Here is an 18,160-nt window from a genome sequence, read left to right as displayed (position 1 = left end):
CATGGCCGGTGAGCCCGGCTCAAGCGAATTCCATGATCACCGCATCGACGGCAAGGCTTTCGCCAGCTGCGGCATTGATCTTCGAGACCACGAGATCGCGGTCGGCGCGCAGGACATTCTCCATCTTCATCGCCTCGACGATCGCAAGCGTCTCACCGGCCTTGACCTCCTGGCCCTCGGCGACCGCGATCGACACGACGAGGCCGGGCATCGGGCAAAGCAGAAGCTTGGACGTATCGGGCGGCAGCTTTACCGGCATCAGCCTGTCGAGTTCGGCATGGCGCGGCGAAAAGACCTTGGCGGTGACGGACAGCCCCTGCCAGTCGATGCGCAAGCCGTTGAGAACGGGACGGATCTGGGCAGTAATATCCCGGCCGCCAACCTTGCCGCTCCAGACCGGATCTCCTGGTCTCCAATCGGTGACAACGCTCCGGTTTTCGCCTTCTATCGCCATGTCCATATCGAAGGGGATGGTGACAAGGCCGTCGCGCAATCTGACATCGACGTAGTTTTCGCCAGTTTTGACCATCCAATGCTCACGCAGCGCGCCAGACGCGGCGCGCAGGCGATCGGCAAAACCTTCGCGGCGGTTCGCTTCGATAAGTGAAGCCGACAGCGCGATGGCGGCAAGCGTGGCTTCCTCCTGCCCATCCGGCTTCATCGGGGCGAAGCCTTCAGGATATTCCTCGGCGATGAAACCGGTGGAAAGCCGGCCCTCGCGCCAGCGTGGATGTTTCATCAGCGCCGACAGGAAGGGGACATTGTGTTCGATGCCGTCGACGACGAATCCATCGAGCGCCCGGCCCATGGCGTCGATCGCCTCGCCGCGCGTCGGCGCCCAGGTGCAGAGCTTGGCGATCATCGGGTCGTAATACATCGAGATCTCCGCACCCTCGAAAACGCCGGTATCGTTGCGGATGACGACGTTGCCGCTGCGGCCTTCCGCCGGCGGGCGGTAGCGCGTCAGCCGGCCGATCGAAGGCAGGAAGTTGCGGTAGGGATCCTCGGCATAGAGCCGGCTTTCGATCGCCCAGCCGTCGAGGCTGACATCCTCCTGGCCGAAGCTCAGCGGTTCTCCGGCTGCGACGCGGATCATTTGTTCGACGAGATCGATGCCGGTGACGAGCTCGGTGACGGGGTGCTCGACCTGAAGACGGGTGTTCATTTCGAGGAAATAGAAGTTGCGGTCGCGGTCGACGATGAATTCGACGGTGCCGGCGCTCTGATATTCGACGGCTCTCGCCAGCGCCACCGATTGTTCGCCCATGGCCTTGCGGGTGTTTTCGTCGAGGAAAGGCGAAGGCGCCTCTTCGGCCACTTTCTGGTTGCGCCGCTGGATCGAGCATTCCCGCTCGCCGAGATAAACGACATTGCCATGGGAATCGGCCAGCACCTGGATCTCGATATGGCGCGGCTCGACGACGAACTTCTCGATGAAGACGCGGTCGTCGCCGAAGGAGCTCTTCGCCTCAGAGCGGGCGCGCTCGAAACCGTCGCGGACCTCAGCCTGGCTCCAGGCGATGCGCATGCCCTTGCCGCCGCCGCCGGCCGAGGCCTTGATCATGACGGGATAGCCGATGCCACCAGCGATCGTTTCCGCATGGGCGGCATCCTCGATGACGCCGAGATGGCCGGGCACGGTGGAGACGCCGGCGGCATTGGCAAATTTCTTCGATTCGATCTTGTCGCCCATCGCCATGATCGCCTTCGGCTTCGGGCCGATGAAGACGATGCCCTGCTTTTCCAGCTCGGCGCAAAAGGCGGCACGCTCGGAAAGAAAGCCGTAACCGGGATGAACCGCTTCGGCGCCCGTCGCCTTGCAGGCGGCGATGATCTTTTCGGCGACCAGATAACTTTCCGAGGCCGCAGCGGGGCCGATATGCACGGCCTCATCGGCCATCTCGACATGCAGCGCATCCCGATCCGCATCCGAATAGACCGCAACGGTCGAAATGCCCATGCGGCGCGCGGTCTTGATCACGCGGCAGGCAATCTCGCCGCGATTCGCGATCAGGATTTTCTTGAACATCGAGACTCCACCCAGAAATGCGTTCCGGAGTTTTACGCACAAAACACCGGAACGCACAATCGGGCTTGAGAAGGCTCAGGCGACGGCGGCTTCGGCGACCGGCTCTTCGTCGACGATGCGAAGCCAGCGGCTGCGGCGCGGCTCGGCACGATCGCGCAGTTCGACGGCAGCCATGATGCCGGCCCAGTGCGGATGGTTGGCAGCCGGCAGGGTTGCCTGCTCGATCTGCTGGAAGACGCCGTATTCGGCCGGAGATACGGCGATGACGCCGCCCGCGGCGGTGCTTCTGAAGATGCGCATCGTAAAGTCGACGTCCTGGCGGGTGATGCTCCTGCGGTCGGCGGCGCGCGACAGCTTGTAGCCGCCGATGCCGTCTGTGATCGCCAGGCGCAACTGGTCGAGGGCAAGTGCGCGCAGTTCACCCGGAACATCGGCCGAAATCTCCATGACGTGGAGAATGAGCTCGAGCTCCAGCGCCGAGTTGACGACGCCATCGGTCGTGAACATGCGCATGATCCAGGCAACGTTCATTTCATCCAACGAGCCCTGCGGATAGGTGTGATTGACGATGAAACCGGCGAGCTGCTCCACGAAGAAAGCGTTCCACTCGGCACATTTTTCAGGACAGGAATTGTTGAGCGCCAACATCGCCGCGACATCCTGGGATGTCCGGATTCCCTCGGGAAAGGCATGTTTGCGCAGCAATACGATATCTTCGGCCGCCAGCCGATGCTTGCCGGCCACCACGCAGACCGGAAAAGCGAGACGAAATTCGCTCATGTTTTAACTCCAGGCTTCATCATGAAGCCGGGGACAGTTTTACCGCCTGCGAATTGACGATCCCTCAAGAAGGGGCGTTAACCCGATATTCCCGAAATCAAGGGGATTTTAGCGATTGTGCTGCTGCCGCTCGCGCCAGATGATGAAAAGGCCCGATGCAACGATGATGAAGATGCCGATCCACTTGGAAAAACTCGGGAAATCGTTGAACAACGCATAGCCGAGGACCGTGGCTGAGATGATCTCGAAATATTGGAAAGGCGCAAGCAGCGACAGCGGCGCCAGCCGGAAAGCCCGGACCACCAGCATATGCGCATATCCGGAGATCGAGCCGAGGGCGAGAAGCAGCCCGAGACCGAGACCGGAGGCGGGCAGGGAGATGGCGAAATCCGCGCTGCCGGCGTCGCTGCCGACGAGCAGGGCGGCGGCCATGAAAACCGTCCCGCCAATGCCGGCCATCGTCTGCATGGTGAGCGGCGAATCGGCCTCGCCGATTGCGCGGTTGAGGAAAAGATAGAGCGAGAACAGAAAGGCGCAGGCGACCGGCAGCAGCGCCTTGAGGCCGAAAATCTCGTAACTGGGCTGAATTACGATCATCGCGCCGCCGAAACCGACTGCGATCGCCATCCAGCGCCGCCAGCCGACCTTCTCTCCAAGGAACACAGCCGACATGGCGGTCAGCATGAAGGGCTCGACGAAATAGATGGCGAAGACGTCGGCAAGCGGCATGTATTTGACGGCGACGAAGAACAGCAGGCTTGCAGCCCCGTGCAGCACGCCGCGCAGAATATTCATCCAGGGTCGCTTGGCCGAAAACGCCTTGAACCCGAAAAGCGCGACGAGGATCGGCAGGGTGCAGGCGATCTGGAAAAAGAATCGGTAGAAAGTCACCTGGCCCGGCGACATCGCCTCGAAGGTCGCCATGTATTTGGCGATGGCGTCCATGATCGGCAGGATGAACATGGCGCCGGACATGATGGCCATGCCCTGCAGGGAGTTTTGATGGGGCTCTGACATGGCTGCCGATTCTTGCGGGGAACGGCGCCCATCAATCACGGGAAAGCCGGGCAAATCAAGCTGTCAAACCTCTCCAAAGCATGTCGCGAAAAAGTGTGCAGCGGTTTTGCGGCAACGACATGCGGAAAAACATAGACCTAAAGCGCAAGAAGCGATCTGAAGGATCGCGAGGCGCTTTAGCGGTCAAGGCTCGCTCACCGTCTCGCCAAAAACCGACTCAAAAGCGGCGCGCAGCCTGATGTCGACATCCGCCATCATGACAGGCAGGCCGAGGTCGACGAGGCTGGTCACGCCATAGGCCGATATCCCGCAGGGCACGATCCCGCTGAAATGATCGAGATCCGGATCGACGTTGAGCGACAGGCCGTGGAAGGTCACCCATTTGCGCAAGCGGATGCCGAGGGCGGCGATCTTGTCTTCAGCCATGGTTCCGTCGGCCAGCATTGGTTTTTCCGGCCGGCGCACCCAGACGCCGACGCGATCCTCGCGCCGCTCGCCGCGCACGTTCATCATGTCGAGCGTGCGGATGACGACCTCCTCGAGGGCGGCGACGAAGGCGCGCACGTCCTGTCGCCGGCGCTTCAGGTCGAGCATGACGTAGGCGACACGCTGACCGGGTCCGTGATAGGTATATTCGCCGCCGCGTCCCGTCGCAAAGACCGGGAAGCGATCCGGCTGGACGAGGTCACCCGCATTGGCGCTGGTGCCGGCAGTATAGAGCGGTGGATGCTCGACGAGCCAGACGAGCTCGTCGCCGCCCTCTGCGATCGCCGCCACCTCCCGCTCCATCGCTACCACCGCTTCCTCATAGTCGACGAGCCCATCGGCGATGCGCCAGCGCACGGGGCGGCTATCGAGTTTGGGGAGCATGGAGAATTCGAGATCGGTGCGAAGCATGGCCATTCCTTGCCGCTTGCCCCGAAATGCCTGAGAAATAGGGGCGGCAGGCAACCTATATGGACCCGTTTTTCAGCCAATTCAAATGCTGTGAAAGGTTTTCAAAAAAACTGTCATATCGCCCTTGTGCACCCCAAATGCTTTTGCTACATGCTGCCCCGCCGACGCAAATCGGCACCTACCACGATGCGGTCGTGGCGGAATTGGTAGACGCGCAGCGTTGAGGTCGCTGTGGGGCAACCCGTGGAAGTTCGAGTCTTCTCGACCGCACCATCCCTTTCAGGGAACGCTCGCCGGGCGATGAATTCGGCATAGCTTAATAACTTTATTTGTCTGACACGGCGGGCTGGCCGTCGCTGCCGTTGCGTCGGACATGGGCATCGACGACAGTGATACACGTCGCACCGATCTGAACCGCGACTCAAGCGATCAGCGATTCTCGAACATCGCGATCTCATTTCGAGACGCTATGCGAGATTTCCCGTAAACGGCTTAACCCGTCATTAGCTGCAGCCAGGATATATGTCGGTCCGGTGTATATCTGCGGAAGCATTGGGAATTATGAAGATAAACGCGACAGGCGGGTCGTTCCTCGACATCTATTTGGTCCTCGACATCATCGAGAAGGTTCTGGTCGTCTATCTCTTTGTGGCGATTGTACTACGCATTCTGCCGCAGGCGCACGGTGACAGAGCGATTATCGATTGCCTGCTGCTGGTCTCGGAAGGCGCTGCCGCCTTTCTGATCCTGACCCGCCGACCGACGAGGAATGCGTCGCTACGGGTCTATGACTGGACTGTTACCGCCATAGGAACGCTCTTCCCGCTGCTCGTCTCGCCAACGACAACGGAGCCGCTTGCGCCGCTCTGGCTCTGTGGAATGGTGATGTGCCTCGGCTTTATCCTGCAAATCTCGGCAAAGCTGGTATTGCGGAGAAGCTTCGGCCTGGTGCCCGCCAATCGTGGCGTCAAGATCGGCGGCCCCTACAGGCTTGTCCGCCACCCGATGTATGCGGGCTATTTGATGACGCATGTCAGTTTCTTCCTGGCCAATCCGTCGCTCTTGAATTTCGCCATTTATGCGACCGCGCTGGCCGCGCAATGTCTGCGCCTTCTGGCGGAGGAACGGCTGCTCAAGGAGGATCCGGCCTATACCACCTTCATGGCCACGACGCGTTACCGGCTCGTTCCATTCGTGTTCTGAGGCGGGTTCGAAGCGGATTGGAAGGAAGGGGCCGGATTTCCGGCCCCTTGCTGTTGGATCAATGGGTTGCGCGGCAGGCTTCAGTGCGCGAGGCGCCGCTGTCGGCACCCTTGGTATGGGAGCCGCTCGGACCGACCATGCTGTGGCACGGGGGCAGGGGCTTGATGCTTGCGGTCGCCGTCTTGTCGACGGCGGGGGCGGCCATGGCGGACGGGGCGAAGCCGTCGCTGTCATTGGTGTAATCGCTGGAATAGGCAGGAGCCTTGCGGTTGCTGTAGTGAACCGGAGCGGGCTTGGCCATCGGGCTCGGCGCGAAGCCATCACTGTCATTGGTATAATCGTCCGAATATGTCGGCTGAGCGAAGGCAGCGCCTGCGAGGCTGACGGCGAACAGGGATGCGGCGAGGGCAAATTTGATGCGCATGGTTTCTTCTCCTCAATCTGTTGTTGAATTCAACAACATAAACCATCCCCGGCGAGTTCAAGTTCGCGCCGCAATTGAGGCGAAAGTGTGAACGGAAAACGGTGGGTCGGAAACCTTTTGTTCAAATGAAATCACGCTCTTGTCAATGAATTTGACGTTGCCGTGACGTCAGCCGCTAACAAAAAAGGGCAACAGATTGCCCGCGCTCGCTACAATCGAAAATTGTTAACTTTCGGTAATATTGCACAGAGCCAAACGGGAGGCGGCAGCCCGCCTTCCGTTATGATCATCATCGGGCGGGACGTTCAGTCTTCGTTGGGGATATGGGCGTCGACGCCGGTCAGCTGCAGCCTGTTGCGGACGTGATGAACGCCGTCGACTGCAAGCGCGCCGAGCTCGACCTTGCGGGCAATGCCGATCGTCTCCACCGAGCCTTCCAGGGTGATGACGTGACCGTCGGCATGGACCTCGATGCTGTTGATATCGACTTCGGGAATGTTTTCGAGATTGTCGGTTACCCGCGCCTCGAGCTCGTCGCTGTCGTCGCGATCGATCGCGCCGGCGCGCAGCGAATCCTTCAGGCGGTTCTCGTTGCCGTCCCTATCCGTGCCATCGATGCGAAAGCCCTGGTTGGGATCGCTGTCGAAATTGGCCTTGGGCTCGCCGTAGGGGCGGTTGGCTGGATCGCTGGCAGCGGTGCCGTCGGCATAGGGCCAGCCATCATCGATATTGCGTTCTTCGAGGTCGCGATAATCCTCCTCGCGGGAAAGCTCCGGGGCCTCGCGTGAAATCGGGGTCTTGTCACCGATCCTTGCCATTATAGTCGCTCCTTGTTTCTCTGCGGGAGAACGTCGACAAGGGCGAATGGTTCGGTGCGCCGGGCGATTTGTCAGCCTTGCGCCTTCTCCCATTTTTTGACCAGGCGATCGCGCTTCAGCCGCGAAAGCCGCTGCAGCCAGAAGATTCCGTCGAGCTGGTCGACCTCGTGCTGGATGCAAACGGCGAGGAAATCTTCGGCGGCCTCGTCATGCATCCTGCCGTCGACATCCTGGTAGCGAAAGCGGATCGCCTGCGGGCGCGTGACGTCGTCGGTCACGCCGGGCATGGAGACGCTGCCCTCGGCATGGATCATCGTCTCCTGCGACCGCCAGATGATCGCAGGATTAACATAGAGGCGCACGCCGTCGGCGCTGTCCAGCTCGAGCACCATCACACGCAGGAAGACGCCGATATGGGCGGCGGTGATGCCGACGCCGGGGGCCGCGCGCATTGTCGCCAGCAGATCGTCGGCCAGCGCGGCGAGCGAGGCATCGAAGGCCGTCACCGGCGCGCAGACGGTCTTCAAGCCCGGATGTGGATAGCGCAGGATCGGACGGATAGACATGAAGCGGCTTCCTCTGGTTGAGCGGGTGGGGAAACTATAGCCGGCCGCAGGCATTGTCATCAGGAAGCGCGGTTTGACGCTTTACGGCAGGGACGCTTTGAGCTAGCAGGAGCAGGAATTCCGACTGCGGGAGCCTTGCGCGGGATTCGCTTATCCGCTTGTTGACAATGTGTTTTCGGCCGACATTTGCGAATGCGGCGCGGCCGTCGTTGAAATTCGAACCAGGTGCGAGGGCGGCAGATGACGACGACCGACACGGAAGACCGCATTCGCCGGCGCGATGACGAGGAAGCGGATATTTACGACGAGGACGGCAATGTTCGCGGCGATTTCCTGGCCCTCCTCGGCGCCGCGATCGCCGATCGCGATACGCTGTTCCTGCGCCAGAATGTCGCCCGCCTGCATGAATCCGAAATAGGCGATCTGCTGGAATCGATCCAGCCGGATCAGCGCCTGGCGCTGGTGCGCCTGCTCGGCGAAGATTTCGACATGACGGCGCTGACCGAGGTCGACGAGGCGATCCGCCGCGAGATCGTTGACCAGATGCCGAATGAGCAAATTGCCGCGGCGATCGGCGATCTCGATTCGGACGATGCCGTCTACATTCTCGAAGATCTCGACAAGGAAGACCGGGAAGAGATCCTTGCGCAGCTGCCGTTTACCGAACGGGTGCGGCTGCGCCGGGCGCTCGACTACCCAGAAAGTTCGGCCGGGCGCCGCATGCAGACGGAATTCGTCGCCGTGCCGCCGTTCTGGACGGTCGGCCAGACGATCGACTACATGCGCGACGAGGAGAATCTACCCTATTCCTTCTCGCAGATCTTCGTCATCGATCCGACCTTCAAGCTGCTCGGCGCCGTCGATCTCGATCAGATCCTGCGCACCAAGCGGCAGACGAAGATCGAGCAGATCATGCGCGAAACCAACCATCCGGTTCCGGCCGAGATGGACCAGGAAGAGGCCGCCCAACTCTTCGAACAGTACGACCTTCTGTCAGCTGCCGTCGTTGACGAAAACGACCGACTGGTCGGCGTGCTGACCATCGACGACGTCGTTGACGTCATCCATGAAGAGGCGGACGAGGACATCAAGCGCCTCGGCGGCGTCGGCGACGAAGAACTGTCGGATAATGTGCTGTCGACGGCGCGCTCGCGTTTCCTCTGGCTGCTGATCAACCTTGCCACGGCGATGCTGTCGGCCAGCGTCATCGGACTGTTCGACGCCTCGATCGAGAAGATGATCGCGCTCGCGGTGCTGATGCCGATCGTCGCCTCGATGGGCGGCAATGCCGGCACGCAGACGATGACGGTGACGGTGCGCGCGCTCGCCACCCGCGATCTCGACATCTACAATGCCGGCCGCATCATCCGCAGGGAGGCGGGCGTCGGCATTCTCAACGGCGCCGTCTTCGCGACGATCATGGGCGCGATCGCAGCAGTCTGGTTTAACGACTACCAGCTCGGCGGGGTTATCGCGGCGGCGATGATCATCAATCTGATGGCGGCCGCCCTTGCCGGGATCCTGCTGCCGCTGCTGCTCGACAAGATGGGGGCTGACCCGGCCATCGCGTCCTCGGTCTTCGTCACGACGGTGACAGATTGTACCGGCTTCTTCGCCTTTCTCGGCATCGCGACCTGGTGGTTCGGCATCTGAATGGGCGCCGAAATTGACTATTACGTAAAAGTCAATATTATTGCCAGTTCGACGACGGGGAACACATGCCGGTGAACAAATATTACAGCATAACGGAGCTCACGCGCGAATTCGGTGTCTCGACGCGCACGCTGCGGTTCTATGAAGACGAGGGACTGATCCATCCCGAGCGGCGGGGGCGTACCCGTCTCTTCCGTCCGGCGGACCGACGGCTGATCGGCGAAATCCTGCGCGGGCGGCGAATCGGTTTCACCATCGCGGAAATCCGCGAGATCATCCAGGTCTACAAGGAGCCGCCCGGCGAGCTCGGCCAGCTGAAGCTTCTGATGAAGCGCGTCGACGAGAAGCGTGAGGACCTGCGCCAGAAGCGCAAGGATATAGACGACACGCTGACGGAACTCGACAATATCGAAGAGGCCTGCCTCGGCCGCCTCGCCGAAATCGGCGTCACCACCTGAGAACGGGCAGGGCCTTTGCTCGCCCCTTATTCAGCCTCGGCGCTGCATTCGGTGACGAGCGTCTGGACCCGTTCATCCTTCTGGACGTTGATCTCGTTTGCCTGCAGTGGGATCAGCAGGCTTTGGGCCTGCAATTTTCCGAGCGTACATTGGCAGAAGCTGTGGCAGAGCGCTTCGCCCTGTTGCATCACGCAGGTGGAGTTGCATTGCCTTAGGTAAGTTTCCGCCGGATCCGGCATCGGCGGCGGGACAAGCAGGGAAATCCCGTAGGCGATGGCGATCAGCACCGGTTGGTGGATGAGGTAGAAGGCAAGGCTGTGGCGGCCAAGCCGCGCCGGCCACCAGGAGCCGGTGCCAAGGGCGGCAAGCCGGTGCGGCAGCCTGGTTCTGATGGCGATCAAGGCGAAGCTCAGTCCGGCAAAGAACGGCGTTGCCCAGGGAAACAGCGGCACGTAGTCGTTCGACCGTTCCGGCATGGCGGCAAGGCCGATCCAGGCAAGATATCGCGGATCGAAAAAGGACGAGCGCAACAGGTCCGGCGTGCCGAAATTGTCGATGATCCAGGCGGTGAGCAGCGCCAGCGTGACGATGAGCGTGACGGCGAGCGGCAGCCGGATGAAAACGATGCCGATGAGCGTCAGCACCGCGATGCAATGCAGGATGCCGAAATAGATCCAGCCGTCCGGCATGGCGATACGGGTAGCGATCGAAATGGCCGCGGCCGCCGCGGCAATCATGCCGAAACGCTTCCAGAAGGATGGCCAGCGAATCGCCGGCGTGCTGGAGAGCACCAGACTGACGCCGACGATGAAGAGAAAGGTCGTGGCGATCGCCCGGGCATAGATCTTCAGCCAGCCGGTCTCGGCCGTGCCCGGCGCGAGATATCCCATGAACTCCATGTCCCAGGTGAAATGGTAGCTCGCCATGGCGATCAGCGCGATGCCGCGGGCCGTGTCCAATAGTCCGATGCGCGGCGGCCTCGCTGCCGCATCGGCCTGCAGTGCCGGCATTGTCATCAAAGTCCCTCGGGCAAATCGCTTCCGCCGCTCGACGGAATGTCGCGGCGAACGGGAGAAAGGTGGAGATTGGACGGCGGGCCGGCATCCATGATCGCCAGCCGCGCCTGCGAGAAAAATTGCCGCCGTGTCAGCACGAAGATGACGATCGCCGTCGTCATCATGAAGACATAAGGGTTGATGAACCAGCCGAGGTAGCCGATCGACAGGAAGATCGCCCTGAGGCCTTCGTTGAAATTGCTGCCGGCAATGACGTTCATGCGGATGACGCGCTCGGCGGCCCGCTCGGCGGCGATGACATCACTCTCGGCGTCGCGCAGCATCGGGATCGAGCCGAAGAGAATGGTGCAGTAGTTGAACAGCCGATAGGACCAGCCGAACTTGAAGAAGGCATAACCGAAAAGCGCCGCCAGTCCGCCGACCTTCATCTCGAAGGCGGCATGGCCGCCATGGAAGACGAAGGGCAGGTCGGCAAAGACCGCGTCGACCTTCTCGGTGGCGCCGAGCAACGCGAAGCAGCTGCCAATTGCGAAGATCGAGGTCGAGGCGAAAAAGGCCGTGCCGTTCTGCAGGCCGGCCATGATCTGCGTGTCGATCATCTTCAGGTCGCGGCGCAGCGAATTGTAGATCCATTCGCGGCGCCGTTCGGTCATCGCATGGGTCAGACTGGTGCGGCCGAAGAAGGTGCGGCCCTTCAGCAGCCAGGAATAGCCCATCCAGACGCAGGCAAAGAAGGCCAGAGCAATGTAGTCCGCCGTCGTCATCAGTGATTCAGTCTCCGCATGAAGTGCGGCCACCTTACATATGCATCGAAATGCTGCAATGACCGGAAACCGGCGCCCCGCGGTTTCAGCGCATTACTCTGACATCGAATTGGATTTTCCGAACGGATGATCGTCAAACCGATGGGAGGGACCGGGTGCGTTGACGCGCTCATGCAGTTGCGCTAACGTTAGCAATAAAAGGAGATTGATATGAAGATTGTGCGCTACCGGTCCGTCGATGGAATGTACTATGGAGTCGAAAGTGAGGGCAGGATCGATCGCTTAGCCGGCGAACCGTTCGAGGGTGTCGAGCGGACGGGGAAGGAGGATCAGCTTTCCGACGTCCGTCTGTTGTGCCCAGTGGAACGGCCCCGGATATTTGGAGTCGCTTACAATTACCGACAGCACACTGACGAGTCCGGAAAGGAGCAGCCGACCCTTCCGGTGTTGTTCATGAAACCCAGCACGGCGGCGAGCGGCAACGGAGATGCCATCGAATATCCGAGCGATGGCGAAATCGTCCACTACGAAGCTGAACTGGTCGCCATTATAGGCAAAGGCGGACGCCACATCAGCAAGGAAGATGCGTTGCGGCATGTGCTTGGCTACACGTGCGGAAACGATATCAGCGACCGCATCATACAGCGGCAGGAAAGCAAGTTTGGCTGCCTGCTGGCAGGCAAGGGTTACGACTCTTTTGCACCGATGGGGCCGGCCATCGTTACGGATATCGATCCGACGAATCTTGACGTCATCCTTCGTCAGAACGGCGCCGTCAAACAGGCTGGAAATACGCGAGACCTCGTCTATCCCGTTGCTGACATCGTTGCTTATTTGAGCCGCTTCATGACGCTGTTGCCCGGTGATGTAATCATGACCGGGACGCCGGCGGGCGTCGGGCCGATCGTTCCCGGCGACGAACTCGAGGTGGAAATTCCCGGTATCGGTGTTCTGAAAAATCCGGTGGTTGCGGCACTGCACTAGCTGAAGCTCCTGCGGGGGGGGCGCTGCGGCGCGAAAATTCTGATTGACCTCAGAATCACACGCTATTAATGCTAACGTTAGCACCTGCAGAGACTGGTTCCGCATCGGACCACGTTGAACAGGGAGATTTGTCAGGGCAAGGTTGAGGGTAGAGAAATGGCACGAGTAAAATATGTCTCGAATACCGAGTTGGCCGAGACGCAACCTGCGCTCAATGAGCGCCTGCTGAAGGAGAGGAAGGTTCCGACCGGAAACATCTTTCTGGCGCTCGCCAACGCTCCCGCGATCCTCGGCGATTTCCTCACTTATGCCAATGCGGTGCGGGCGGCTGACCTCAGCCCGAAGCTGCGGGAGATGGCCATCCTAACGGTCGGGTACTGCACAAACTCCGAGTACGAGGTGAAGCATCATCATTCTCATGGGCTCAAGGCGGGCCTGACGGAGGCGCAGTTCCATGCAATCGCGCACTTCGAGACCTCGGATCTCTTTGACGAGCAGGAGAAGGCTGTGATGGCCTTCGCCAAGGAGTCCACGCTGAACGTCGATGTTTCCGACGACGTTTGGAACGGGGTCGCGAAGTTCCTGTCGGAAAAACAGCTTGTCGAGCTCTCGATCAATGTCGCCTGGTACAATTCCGGTGTTCGCCTCATGGGCGCGCTGAAGATCGATCTTGAAGAGGGATATCGCTGAGCAGGCCGGCGCCCAAGCTGCGCCGCCTCGGCTTGCCGCATGTTTTGGCGGCGCTCATCAAGATAATTCCAGAGCTTTCAGCGTCCGGCCCTGGATGCGGGATGAATCGCAGCCGATCGAAGAGAGGTGCGTGTCACGGGACGGGCGCCTCTCTCTGATTCCGCTTGCTGCGGGAGATCGACCACTGCCGGCGTTTCACGGTGTGCCCGTGCTGCCGCGGATGACCAGTTGGGGCGGAGAGATGAAGCTGTAGGGCTTGCTCAGGTCACCCTTGTTCTGAAGGTGGTGCAGGAACCAAAGCCCGCAGGCGGTCGCCAATTCCGAAACGGGCAGCTGGACCGTCGTCAGTCCCGGACCCCACCACCGATACCCCAGCTCATCGCCAAATCCGACGACCGAAATATCTCGGGGAACGCTTAGGGCCTGGTCCTGGATTTCGTCAATGACTCCGGAGGTGTTTTGCACCGCGCCGATCACAAGCGCCGTCGGTCGATCCTTTAGGGAAAGAAGGCGACGCACGGCCTCCCGTCCGAATTCCGGCGAGGAGGGCGCGCCAAGCTCCTCATGCACGGTGATCGCCTGACCGGAGCTTTTCACCGCGTCCCGGAAACCCTGCACGCGAGCCGCGCCGGTGGGCAGTTCTTCCGTGCCGCCGATATAGGCGATCCGTTTATGACCTGCGTTGATGATGTGTTCCGTGCTCTCGTAAAGCGCCCGTCTGTCATCAATCCCAAACCATTGGTCGCCGAGCAGCGGCGCCCTTCGCAGCAATTGGATGTGAGGTGTCATCTTCAGGATTCGCGCGGAATCAGGATGAGGTTTTGCGCTCGGGACCAGAATGATCCCGGCGACGTTGACGCTCGTCAGTTCCCTGATGTGGCGAAGCTCGTGCATTCTGTCGTCATCGGTTTCGCACAAGGTCAGCTGATAATTCGCCGAAAGAAGGCACTGCGAGAGGGCGTGGGCAATCGTCGAATAAAAGCTGTTCCGGATATCTGGAACGATCAGCCCGACGAGATTACTCTGCACCCCGCGCATCATGCGAGCAGCACGATTGGCAACGTACCCCGCTTGCGCTGCGGCTTCATTCACCTTTCGCTTCATCTCAGCGCTGATGCGGCGATCGTCGGCAAGAGCGCGGCCCACGGTCGAGGGGGAAACTTGAAGGATCGCCGCGATGTCTTTAATTGTTACCATGGTGCTTGGCTCGGAATGATTATTTTGGCCAACGATAGCACTGACATCGCAGTTGTCAAACCTCTCATACCGTTTAAGTAGCAATCATTTTAATTTTCGCCCCCGACGCCTGGGCGCGGCGACCAATCGGCATGTAAAATAAAAACCTTTCAGATGCTTATCATCTCGGGCGGGCTTGCCGCACCGGTGGTGCTGCGCTCGCAGAGACGCCTGGCAATCAATTAACTTCTTCAAGGCCGTTGACATCAGGGCCGTGCTGTGGGACGAATGTTTGTGCAAACGTTAGCGCAAACGGGAGGAGGCATAACGTGGATATTCTGGTGTTCCCGGCGTTGATCATCATGTCCGCAGAGGGACGTAGATCCTCATGACCGTCGCTCTTTTCCTGCAATCCGCTGTCGGCGGCGTCTTGTTGGGCGGAATCTATGGGCTGCTGGCGATGGGTCTCAGCCTGAGCTGGGGCCTGTTGAAGCTTGTGAATCTCAGCCACTTCGCGCTGGCATTCCTTGGCGCCTACCTGACCTACCAGCTCGGCACCGTCCATGGCGTTCCGGCATATTTGAGCGCTCTTCTGATCGCTCCGCTGTTCTTCGCGCTCGGCATTGCGCTGCACAGCGTGTTCGTGCGCTTCAAGGTGAAGGAATTCGCCTCTCTCCTGGTGACCTTCGGCGTCACAATCCTGATCGAGTCGTTGATCCAATGGATCTGGTCGCCCGATTTCCTTCGCTATGAAACGCCCTATGCGCAGACTACCATACGGCTCGGCCCGATCTTCGTGCCTGTATTGGAGCTTTCTGCGTTTGCCTGCGCCGGGGTGCTTGCCGGAGCGGCCTGGTACGCATTGAACAAGACAATGCTCGGCAAGGCACTGCGCGCCGCCGCCCATGACGCTCCCGTAGCGTCGGCTTTCGGAATCAATTCGACGCGCGTGTCATACATTCTGGCTGGCTTCTGCTCGGCGACGGCGGGGATCGCCGGGGTCTTTATCGCCCTGATCGGAACTCTGGCGCCATCTCAAATCGAGGCTTGGATCGGGGTCGTCTTTGCCGTCGCCATCATTGGAGGATTAGGCAGCCCCATCGGCGCGCTGGGCGCCGGAATGCTGATCGGTGTGGCCGAGAACCTTACCATGTCCGTCGTGAACCCCGCTTGGGCGCCGCTCGTGGCATTCAGCGTGCTCATCGTCATCCTCCTGCGCAAACCGGTGATTTGACCATGAAAAAGCTCCTGATTACTGCGCCTGTCGTGGCGATCCTCGCCTCGCTGCCTTACCTGGGAATGGCGGATTACTACCTTTCCTATCTGTACATCATTTTCTTCTGGATCGTGCTGGCAACGAGCTGGGGCATCCTGAGCGGTTACACCGGCTACTGGAGTTTTGGTCATGCCGCATTTTTCGGTATCGGCGTCTATACGACGGCCACGCTGACGACGCAGCTGTCGTGGCCCTTCGTTGCGACGATACCTGCCGCGGCCCTGCTTGCGGCCGTGGTCGCCGTTCTGATTGGCCTGGTTGTCTTTCGCTCGGGCGCGCTGCGCGGCGAGTTCTTCGCGCTGCTGACGCTGTCAGTGACGTTTGTCGTCGCGGCCATTGTGTCGAACACCGCGCTCGATTCGGGCACAGGCGTATTCCTCTCAGGGATCGAAATCCCGATGATCGGAGCGACGGCGTCCGGCTCCCTCTACATGTTCGGGTTCATTGCGGCCCTTGTTGCGCTGGCGACATCCTATTTCATCTTTCACAGCAAATTCGGTCAGGGCCTGCTGGCAATCCACGACGATGAAGACGTCGCAGAAGTGAAAGGCGTTCCGACGTTTCGCTATAAGCTGATTTCGTTTGCGGTCTCGTCGGCGCTTGCCGGTGCAATGGGGGCGATCCACGCCGTATATGTCGGCTACGTCACCGTTGGCGAAACGTTTGCGGTGACCGTTCCTCTCTATGTCGTGCTCATGAGCATTCTTGGCGGAGCCCGCCATTGGGCTGGACCTGCGATCGGCGCGGTGATCATCACCGTGATGCAGAGCGCTATCGTCAGCGGCGCTCATGCGGAATTCGGCCGTGCGGGTGTGGCTCTTGCGCTGATCGTCGTCATCCTGGTGCTGCCGTCCGGCATCGTTCCCAGTCTTGTTCGCAGGTTTGCCGACAGGCGCAGCGGAGCTGGCGCACCGATGGGGTTTGCTCAGGTCGTCACGCAGTTCGCGCCTTCAGGCCAAGCAAGTTCCGGTCCGGTGCTTCTCAAATGCGAGGATGTCACCAAATCCTTTGGCGGCATCCGTGCCTTGACCGGCGTGACTTTGGAGGTCCGGCGGGGCGAAATCCTGGCTCTGGTGGGGCCAAATGGGTCCGGCAAGTCCACCCTGATCAACATGATCAGTGGTCACTACTCCATGACCTCAGGTAAAATCACACTGGAAGGCGAGGAGATTTCCGGTCGATCGCCGCATCTGATCGCCCAGCAGGGCGTGGCGCGCACCTATCAGATCCCGCGCCTGTTCGACAATCTGACGGTCCTCGAAAACGTTCGGCTCTGCGCGAAATTCGGCAGCGCAGACGGCATGGGCGCGGCTGCTGTCGATGCAGCCACCGCGGAGGCGCTCGCCTTCACCGGGCTGGCTGACAAAGCCGACGTGCTTCCGGAAGCCTTGAACCTGCATGACCGAAAATTTGTCGAATTCGCCAGAGCGCTGGCCGCAAAACCACGTCTGCTCCTGCTCGATGAGGTGCTTTGCGGCTTGAATCCGGCCGAGGTCGACCATGCGGTCGAAATGATCAAGCGGATCAAATCCGGCGGTACGACGATCATCTTCGTCGAACACCTCATGCGCGCGGTTGTCGCACTGGCGGACCGTGTCGCGGTGCTGGATCAAGGGAAGGTTCTGGCGCTCGGGCATCCCGGCGAAACGATGCGGGATCCGGCTGTGGTCAGCGTATATCTGGGAGGTAGTCATGCTGCTTGAGGTCGATAAGATCGAGGTCGGCTACGGAGATGCGATCGCTCTGTGGGACCTGTCCATCAGCGTAAGGCCGGGCGAGATCGTTTCGGTCGTCGGACCGAACGGTGCGGGCAAGAGCACGCTGGTAAACGCCATCGCCGGCATTCTTCGCCCGCACAAAGGCAAGATCGTGATCGAGGGCAACGACGTTTCCAAAGTGCCCAGCCACCGGGTCTGCGACTATGGCATCGCGGTGGTCCCGGAAGGGCGGCGTCTCTTCACGGCGATGACGGTCCTGGACAACCTGTTGCTCGGTGCCTACCGCGCACTCGCGCGTGCGGAGCGCGATGCCACGCTCGCCGAGGTGTTTCAGCTTTTCCCTGTTTTGAAAGAGCGCCAGGATTCGTTGGCGGGCTCCTTGTCGGGCGGGCAGCAGCAAATGGTTGCGATCGGCCGCGGCTTGATGGCCAAGCCGCGCGTGCTGCTGATGGACGAGCCGTCGCTCGGGCTGTCGCCTTTGATCGTCGGGGAAATGTTCAAAATCATCCAGATGATCAACGAGCGGGGCGTAGCCGTGCTGCTCGTCGAGCAGAATGTGAACAAGGCGCTTGAAATTGCCCATCAGGCCTACGTGATCGAGCAAGGTCGCGTGACGGCCTCCGGAGCGCCTGAGGTTCTGATCAATGATCCAAGCATCAGGGAGGCGTATCTTGGTATCTGAAAATTCGAG

At 60.4% G+C, this 18,160-nt stretch carries 18 protein-coding genes and 1 tRNA gene; 9 read left to right on the top strand and 10 right to left on the bottom strand.

The features are described from left to right. Positions 1–19: 19 nt before the first annotated feature. From AMC88_RS11445 to lipB, 4 genes are all read right to left on the bottom strand, one after another. Positions 20–2,029 carry an acetyl-CoA carboxylase biotin carboxylase subunit gene (locus tag AMC88_RS11445; RefSeq protein ID WP_064825306.1) on the bottom strand — a complete coding sequence of 670 codons (2,010 nt, stop codon included), beginning with the start codon at positions 2,027–2,029 and terminating at the stop codon, positions 20–22. A 75-nt stretch (positions 2,030–2,104) separates the two neighbouring features. Further along, positions 2,105–2,809: a hypothetical protein gene (locus tag AMC88_RS11440; protein WP_064825305.1), complete on the bottom strand. Its 705-nt coding sequence runs from the start codon at positions 2,807–2,809 to the stop codon at positions 2,105–2,107. 108 nt (positions 2,810–2,917) lie between these two features. After that, positions 2,918–3,826 (bottom strand): DMT family transporter, encoded by a 909-nt coding sequence (locus tag AMC88_RS11435; RefSeq protein WP_037112970.1) that lies wholly within the window; start codon positions 3,824–3,826, stop codon positions 2,918–2,920. A gap of 183 nt (positions 3,827–4,009) precedes the next feature. Further along, the gene (gene lipB / locus AMC88_RS11430; RefSeq protein ID WP_037139526.1) at positions 4,010–4,729 is read right to left on the bottom strand and encodes a lipoyl(octanoyl) transferase LipB; all 720 of its coding nucleotides are present in this window, start codon (positions 4,727–4,729) and stop codon (positions 4,010–4,012) included. A gap of 182 nt (positions 4,730–4,911) precedes the next feature. On the opposite strand from lipB, the gene AMC88_RS11425 reads away from it, so the two are divergent. After that, positions 4,912–4,996, top strand: a tRNA-Leu gene (locus AMC88_RS11425). A gap of 288 nt (positions 4,997–5,284) precedes the next feature. Then, complete coding sequence (locus AMC88_RS11420) at positions 5,285–5,926, top strand: methyltransferase family protein (RefSeq protein WP_064825304.1); 642 nt, start codon at positions 5,285–5,287, stop codon at positions 5,924–5,926. A gap of 58 nt (positions 5,927–5,984) precedes the next feature. On the opposite strand, the gene AMC88_RS11415 is transcribed toward AMC88_RS11420, so the two are convergent. The 3 genes from AMC88_RS11415 to AMC88_RS11405 form a co-directional block, all read right to left on the bottom strand. Further along, complete coding sequence (locus tag AMC88_RS11415) at positions 5,985–6,350, bottom strand: hypothetical protein (protein WP_004668707.1); 366 nt, start codon at positions 6,348–6,350, stop codon at positions 5,985–5,987. A 305-nt stretch (positions 6,351–6,655) separates the two neighbouring features. After that, positions 6,656–7,168 (bottom strand): BON domain-containing protein, encoded by a 513-nt coding sequence (locus AMC88_RS11410; protein ID WP_037139307.1) that lies wholly within the window; start codon positions 7,166–7,168, stop codon positions 6,656–6,658. Between the two features lie 71 nt (positions 7,169–7,239). Continuing rightward, positions 7,240–7,734, bottom strand: a complete 495-nt coding sequence (locus AMC88_RS11405) for a peptide deformylase (RefSeq protein ID WP_064825303.1) — start codon at positions 7,732–7,734, stop codon at positions 7,240–7,242. A gap of 240 nt (positions 7,735–7,974) precedes the next feature. On the opposite strand from AMC88_RS11405, the gene mgtE reads away from it, so the two are divergent. Continuing rightward, positions 7,975–9,387, top strand: a complete 1,413-nt coding sequence (mgtE, locus tag AMC88_RS11400; RefSeq protein WP_064825302.1) for a magnesium transporter — start codon at positions 7,975–7,977, stop codon at positions 9,385–9,387. A gap of 65 nt (positions 9,388–9,452) precedes the next feature. Beyond that, positions 9,453–9,845: a MerR family transcriptional regulator gene (locus AMC88_RS11395; RefSeq protein WP_011425479.1), complete on the top strand. Its 393-nt coding sequence runs from the start codon at positions 9,453–9,455 to the stop codon at positions 9,843–9,845. 26 nt (positions 9,846–9,871) lie between these two features. Here the strand turns inward: AMC88_RS11395 and AMC88_RS11390 are convergent, their stop codons facing one another. Next, positions 9,872–10,861, bottom strand: a complete 990-nt coding sequence (locus AMC88_RS11390) for a heparan-alpha-glucosaminide N-acetyltransferase (protein ID WP_064825301.1) — start codon at positions 10,859–10,861, stop codon at positions 9,872–9,874. Next, positions 10,861–11,625, bottom strand: a complete 765-nt coding sequence (locus tag AMC88_RS11385) for a DUF599 domain-containing protein (protein ID WP_004668701.1) — start codon at positions 11,623–11,625, stop codon at positions 10,861–10,863. Before AMC88_RS11385 ends, AMC88_RS11390 begins: the two co-directional genes overlap by 1 nt. Positions 11,626–11,835: 210 nt before the next feature. On the opposite strand from AMC88_RS11385, the gene AMC88_RS11380 reads away from it, so the two are divergent. Together AMC88_RS11380 and AMC88_RS11375 are read left to right on the top strand one after the other, a co-directional pair. Continuing rightward, positions 11,836–12,609: a fumarylacetoacetate hydrolase family protein gene (locus AMC88_RS11380; protein WP_010021275.1), complete on the top strand. Its 774-nt coding sequence runs from the start codon at positions 11,836–11,838 to the stop codon at positions 12,607–12,609. 156 nt (positions 12,610–12,765) lie between these two features. Further along, on the top strand, positions 12,766–13,299 hold the full coding sequence (locus tag AMC88_RS11375) for a carboxymuconolactone decarboxylase family protein (protein ID WP_010021277.1): 534 nt from the start codon (positions 12,766–12,768) through the stop codon (positions 13,297–13,299). Positions 13,300–13,494: 195 nt separating this feature from the next. Here AMC88_RS11375 and AMC88_RS11370 read toward each other — a convergent pair whose 3' ends face one another. Continuing rightward, complete coding sequence (locus AMC88_RS11370; protein WP_064825844.1) at positions 13,495–14,496, bottom strand: LacI family DNA-binding transcriptional regulator; 1,002 nt, start codon at positions 14,494–14,496, stop codon at positions 13,495–13,497. A 367-nt stretch (positions 14,497–14,863) separates the two neighbouring features. Between AMC88_RS11370 and AMC88_RS11365 the strand changes: the two genes are divergently transcribed. Genes AMC88_RS11365 through AMC88_RS11355 form a run of 3 tightly spaced genes read left to right on the top strand, consistent with a single transcriptional unit; the run spans position 14,864 to position 18,151 of the window. Continuing rightward, complete coding sequence (locus AMC88_RS11365) at positions 14,864–15,709, top strand: branched-chain amino acid ABC transporter permease (protein WP_012483927.1); 846 nt, start codon at positions 14,864–14,866, stop codon at positions 15,707–15,709. A 2-nt stretch (positions 15,710–15,711) separates the two neighbouring features. Continuing rightward, positions 15,712–17,454, top strand: a complete 1,743-nt coding sequence (locus AMC88_RS11360) for a branched-chain amino acid ABC transporter ATP-binding protein/permease (protein WP_012483926.1) — start codon at positions 15,712–15,714, stop codon at positions 17,452–17,454. Continuing rightward, positions 17,444–18,151, top strand: coding sequence for an ABC transporter ATP-binding protein (locus AMC88_RS11355; RefSeq protein ID WP_064825300.1), 708 nt, complete (start codon positions 17,444–17,446; stop codon positions 18,149–18,151). Before AMC88_RS11360 ends, AMC88_RS11355 begins: the two co-directional genes overlap by 11 nt. The last annotated feature ends 9 nt before the right edge of the window (positions 18,152–18,160 follow it).

The sequence above is a fragment of the Rhizobium phaseoli genome (assembly GCF_001664385.1).
GTDB classification, from domain to species: Bacteria; Pseudomonadota; Alphaproteobacteria; order Rhizobiales; family Rhizobiaceae; genus Rhizobium; species Rhizobium phaseoli.
This window is presented reverse-complemented; position numbering and strand designations above follow the sequence as displayed.